The 5,808-nt window shown below is 61.1% G+C and carries 2 protein-coding genes and 2 pseudogenes; 1 reads left to right on the forward strand and 3 read right to left on the reverse strand.

Annotation, left to right across the window (positions count from 1 at the left end):
• The 3 genes and pseudogenes from VJV58_RS09735 to VJV58_RS09745 form a co-directional block, all read right to left on the reverse strand.
• Positions 1-715, reverse strand: a pseudogene (locus tag VJV58_RS09735) (nicotinate phosphoribosyltransferase); the annotation flags it as partial.
• Positions 716-774: 59 nt separating this feature from the next.
• Positions 775-4,350, reverse strand: coding sequence for a molybdopterin cofactor-binding domain-containing protein (locus tag VJV58_RS09740; protein ID WP_324137131.1), 3,576 nt, complete (start codon positions 4,348-4,350; stop codon positions 775-777).
• Entirely contained in the window at positions 4,350-4,832 is a 483-nt protein-coding gene (locus VJV58_RS09745; RefSeq protein WP_324137132.1) for a (2Fe-2S)-binding protein, read from the reverse strand. The genes VJV58_RS09740 and VJV58_RS09745 overlap by 1 nt, the downstream gene beginning before the upstream one ends.
• 319 nt (positions 4,833-5,151) lie before the next feature.
• Here VJV58_RS09745 and VJV58_RS09750 point away from each other — a divergent pair.
• A pseudogene (locus VJV58_RS09750) lies at positions 5,152-5,808 on the forward strand (6-hydroxynicotinate reductase); the annotation flags it as partial.

Genomic DNA, 5,808 nt, shown 5'->3' on the forward strand with positions numbered 1-5,808 from the left:
TTCCGATCGCTTCCAGATCGTTGTCCATCGCCAGCAGCACATTAGAGGTACCGGTAAAGGATGGGCCGAGCCCTTCCTTGACGGCCTCGACACACCAGCGCTGCCACAGAAATCCATAACGCCGGCGCGTCCCGAAATCGGAAAGCCGGAGACCTTCCAATTTGCGCAAGCGCTCGACCTTGGTCCAAAGCTTGGCCTTGGCGCGGGCGTAGAGAACGTCGAGCGCAAACCGACCCTGTCCCTTCATCGCCTGGCGGGAGCGAAGTTCGCTGAGAATGGCAAGTGCCGGGATTTCCCACATCGTGGTGTGGGTCCACGGCCCGTGGAAATGCAATTCGTATTGTCCGTCGACCTTCCGAAGCTCGTATTCGGGAAGCTGGAAGTTGGTCAGCCAGCTGATGAAGTCCGGCGAAAACATCTGGGTTTTGCCATAGAAGGTGTTGCCGGCGAGCCAAATAAGCTCCTTCTTGCCGAACCGGATTGCGCGGGCGTGGTCCAGCTGAGCGCGAAGCTCTTGCTCGTCGATCACCTCGGCCAAACGTACGGACCGGGTGCGATTGATGACCGAAAATGTGACGCACCGTTCCGGGTAGAATTCCCGGATCATTTGCACCATCAATAGCTTGTAAAAATCGGTGTCGAGGAGGCTGCGCACAATGGGGTCAAGCCGCCAGCCATGATTATACGTTCTCGTCGCGATGTCTGTGACTGCCATTTTGGAACTCTACCGCTCCGCTGGCCTCGGAACCAGTGGCTTTCAATTCCCAATTTTAATCAATCCGAAAAGGCCCGCCTGGCCTTGTGGACGGCCGCCAGTACATCTTTCCATGGCGGTTTATCGGGGGCGAATTTTTGCCGGAGGTAGGACACCAGCTCCGACACCTGTTCGGCATTCATGCTGTCTTTGAATCCGGGCATGTACCCGAGATCGCGGAAGGCTGGCAACGCGATCCCATCCAAAATGACCCGGATCAGATTGTCCGGAGTTGCACTATGCAAATTGCTGTTGAGCGCCAGCGACGGCCGGCTGCCGAATAAAGCTGGGCCACCGACCTCGTGGCACACGGCGCAGGCGCCTTGATAGAGCCGGGAGCCCAGCGCCGAAGCCTCGATGCTCCTGGCTTGAGTTGAGCGCTCAAGCTTCGCGGCCAGCTCGTCATGTGCTGCTTTGCTCATCTCGTTGTCATTGAACGAGGCCAGATAGACAGCCATTGCCCGGATGTCCTGATCGGGCAGCGTTGCCAATTCCTTTACAACCGGCGCCATTGGGCCTGCGGCAATCCCGTGAAAGCGAGATTCGCCCGTTCGCAGATAGGCAAATAGCTCGTCCTCGTTCCAGGGTAACGGCGCGTGCGAGAGCGACGTGAGCGGTGGCGCTTCCCAGCCTTCCCCAAAACCACCGGCCAGGTATGCGCCGGCCTTCTCCGCCCCGAACACGTTGCGGGGGGAATGGCATGCGCTGCAATGCCCCAGTCCTTCGACGAGGTAGGCGCCGCGATTCCAAATCTCCGATTTGGTAGCGTCAGGTTCGAACAGCTCACCCCGATGAAACAGTGCGTTCCATCCAGCGAGCAGCGGGCGCCAATTGAACGGAAACGCAAGTGCATTGGCGCGGTTTTCAGCGCGCACCGGCGTCTGCGCCATCACGTAGGCGTACAGCGCTTGCATGTCGGCTTCGGTGGTTCGGGCAAAATGCGGGTATGGAAACGCCGGATAGAGGTGGCGGCCATCACGGTGGATACCTTGGCGCATCGCCCGCTCGAATGCGGGGTAAGACCAAGCACCAATTCCGGTCTCGACATCGGGCGTGATGTTGGTGCTGTACACGATCCCGAATGGAGTCTCGAGCGGGCGGCCTCCGGCGTTGATCGCGCCGTTCGTCTCGGTGTGACAGACGGCGCAATCTCCCAGCGCGGCAAGTTCGCGGCCACGTGCGATCGTGGCTGCCGAATAGACCGATGCGTCCGGCCGGGAAATCGGTGCAATGGACCGCCATGGCAGAATGGCGGCAGCGACTCCGATCGCTGCTGTGCAGAGCGCGGCGATCATAGCAATGGGACCCCGCCTTTTCGCAAATGGATTTCGCCATTTGTAAGTCGAAGCGGGGGCAGGGGACGCACCGCCGATTGATGCTATAGGCAATGCGCCGTGTGCGTCGCTCTGTTCGCCCCGCAACCCCCTGAGGATTCGCTCGGGTGTGAACGGCGGCTCCCGAAAGCGAACACCGGTTGCATCGTAAATCGCGTTGGCGATCGCGGCGGCACTTGGCACGGATGCGGACTCGCCGACGCCCAGCGGCGGTTGATCCTGTCGCGGCAACATCAACACGTCGATCTTCGGAACGTCCGGGAAGGTGATAATCGGGTAGGCGCCCCATTCGCGGCTGGTCACCGAATGTCTGTCGAACGAAACTTCCTCCATCAGCGCGCGGCTGGTCGACTGGATGACGTTACCGTGGATCTGATGACGGACGCCATCTGGGTTGATCATCAGGCCGGAGTCCTGGCCGGCAACGACCCGCGTCACGCTGACGTCACCGGTCGCCTTGTTGACGGCTACGTCCGCGATCCACGCCGACCATGCGGCGCCATAGCCTGGAAATTTGCTGTGCACATAGAGCGCGTAGGCAAAGCCCCGCCCACGCACGATGTCACCCTCCGCTTTCGGCTCTCGCCTCTGCGGGCGCGCCGTCCAGCCCGCGCGCTCGGCAACCGCGTTGACCAGATCGATTCCGCGGGGGTCCCTGAGATAACGCAGCCGATATTCGATCGGATCGACGCCGGCTTCGGTCGCCAGTTCATCGATGTAGGATTCGTGTGCAAAGGTGTTCGGTAACGCCGAGACACCCCGTAACCACGACGCGCGCACAATCGGCGGCATATCGTGCGCCACCACCCGCATGTCTTCATAGTCGTAGGGAGGGATAGCGGTCCGGTCGCCCATCTCGAACACCGCCGGGGCTGCTGTTACGGCGCCAGTAAGCAGCAGCGCCAGGCAAGGCGCGCCGTTGGAGGGGTAACGTGTCGCGAAATCATAACCGGCGACACTTCCATCCGCGCGCAGTCCGCCGTTGACGTCCATCAATTGCGCCGTGCCCTTCGGCTCCCAGGCGTGCTCCTGTTCACGAGTCAACTGCACGCGGACCGGGCGGCCGACCGCGCGCGAGAGCAAAGCCGCATCTGCGGAAACGTCGTCAGCGCAGTTGCGGCCATAGCAACCTGCCGCTTCCATCCGGATCACATCGATTTCGGTTTCCGGCCTAGCAAGGAGGAGCGCGAGATCGCCCCGCAGCACGTGTGGATTTTGCGTGCCGGACCAGACCCTAACGTTGCCTTCCTGATAGTCCGCCACCGCGCAGGATGGACCGATCGAGCCGTGCATCTGATACGGCCAGACATACGTGCGTTGCATTGGCTTTGCGGCCGCGGCGACGGCGGCATCGACATCGCCTTTGTCAATCAGGGTGCGTGGCTGTGATGGATTGGAGCGCAGCGCCGTCTGCAAGTCCTGCAAATTGGGCAACGTTGGCGCCGGTTTCCAGTTCACCCTGAGCTGCGCGGCAGCTTTGACTGCGTTTTCCTCGCGCTCGGCAACGACACCGATGAAATCCCCAATACTGACGACCGCGACCAATCCTGGGACGTGGCTGATCGAGGCCTCGTCGATCGCGATCAAACTGGTGCCGACAAAAGCACCGGCGTCGACGCCGGCATAGGGCGGGCGCACGACGCGGCCGTGAAGCATGCCGGGCACGCGAACGTCGTGCACGTAGACCAGTTCGCCGGTGGCCTTTGCAGGCAGGTCAATGCGCGGCACTGACTCCCCTACAATGGTGTAGGCATTCACCTCCTTGACGTGGACGTCGTCACTCAGTTCGAGCCGGATGGTCTCGCCCACGATCAATTCGCCATAGCTGACGCTACGGTTGTCGCTTCCGCGAACGAGGCCATCCTGTACCGAAAGCTGGTCCGCTGGCAGTTGAAGGCGTTCCGCGGCGCGTGCTATCAGAAAATGACGAGCTTGTGCGGCCGCCTTTCGCAACGGGACGGCGGTGATCTGAATGCTCTCGCTGGCGATAGTCGGGCCCTGGTTCGGGACGCGCGAGGTATCGCCCAGCACCACGACCACGCGCGCAAAGGAGACGTCGAGTTCCTCGGCCACGACCTGCCCGAGCGCGGTACGAATGCCTGTTCCCAGATCGACATGTCCATTGAAGGCGGTGACCAAGCCGTCGGCCGTTATGTTGATGAAGGTCTCGAAAGTGCCTTCCTCACCGGAAACAGTCGGGCGAACGACAGAGAGTGATCCTGTTCCCAGTGAAGCGCTGTCTGGAGCGACCGGGGAGCTCATCAATCCTGCTCCTCGATGATGCCACCAGCGGCCCGCATCGCGGCCCGCACGATTTCAATGTGCGCGCCGCACCGGCAGAGATTGTAGCGCAGCGCTTCCAGCACTTCGGCCTCCGAAGGGTGAGGCGTGCGGATCAACAGTGCCTTTGTGGCCATGATCATGCCATTGAGGCAGTAGCCGCATTGGGCTGCCTGTTCCCTAATGAAAGCATCTTGCACCGGATCCGGGTGATCGCGCGAGCCAAGTCCCTCGAGCGTCAGAATCTCGCAGTCCACGCACCCGCTGATCGGGATCACACAGGAACGCGCAGCGGCGCCGTCGATAAGCACGGTGCAGGTCCCGCATTCGCCTAGACCGCAGCCAAACTTAGGCCCGTTCAATTCAAGATCGTTGCGCAGCACGTAAAGCAGCGCCGTATCGGGGGCCGCATTGATTTCATGAGTGCGGCCGTTGACCTTCAGGCGGATGATGGGCTCCGTCATGTGTTTGGTTCCGGCGTTTGCGCTGCAGTAGATGATCGCATCAGCCCATTTGTTACCGTTTGCATACGAACGTGCAAGCATGCCTCTTCAGTCAGCACCGCTGCCTGTTTGTGAACAGACCGCCCAGGCCGGTGAGGTAAGATCCGGAGGTGCCGAAGCGGATCGAGCTTGACAGCGCCCAGCTTCGCGCGCAACATCGTTCGTGTACGAATGAGATGCCCGGCGCATGAGCCGCGATTTGATCTAGACCGCTGAACTACGTTTACGACGCGTCCTACGTATAGCCGCTTCGGTTTGACGCTGGCCTGTGAGCTTGTTCATGCTGAATGAATCAACTGCTGCCGACGACAAGATCCGCTGCGATGCCTGCCCCGTGATGTGTTACATCAAGCCGGGAGCGGCAGGCGCCTGTGATCGTTACGCGAACCACAATGGGCAGCTGGTGCGTGTCGATCCGCATATTCTTCTCGAGCGGACGGTGTCCCAGGGCGGTCGGCTGGTGCCGTTCCAGGCGACCGGCGATTGGGATGGCAAGATTGTCCATGAGCCGAACATCGTCGTGACCGCGATCGGCGCCGGCACCACCTATCCCGATTACAAGCCCGCCCCCTTCATCGTGTCTTCGAAGATAGACGGCGTCGATATGGTCACGGTCGTGACGGAAGGCATCTTCAGCTATTGCGGCGTCAAGGTGAAGATCGACACCGACCGCTATCTCGGGCCCGAGACGGCGACAGTTCGCGCGCAGGGCGAGGCAATCGGGCACGTTACGACCAGCGAATACGGCTCGCAGATGCTGTCGCTTGGCGGCGTTCACCATCTCACCGGCGGGTCTAAGAAAGAGGGTCGGGTTACCTGTGACGCGCTGATGGACCTCAGCAACTGCAAGCCCGTCGATCTGACCATCGATGGCGGCGCCAACGTTGTCGTGCAGGCCGGATGTCCCCCGATCGTCAATGGATTGGTTGAGGAACGA

Source organism: Bradyrhizobium sp., from assembly GCF_035273305.1.
GTDB lineage: Bacteria > Pseudomonadota > Alphaproteobacteria > Rhizobiales > Xanthobacteraceae > Bradyrhizobium.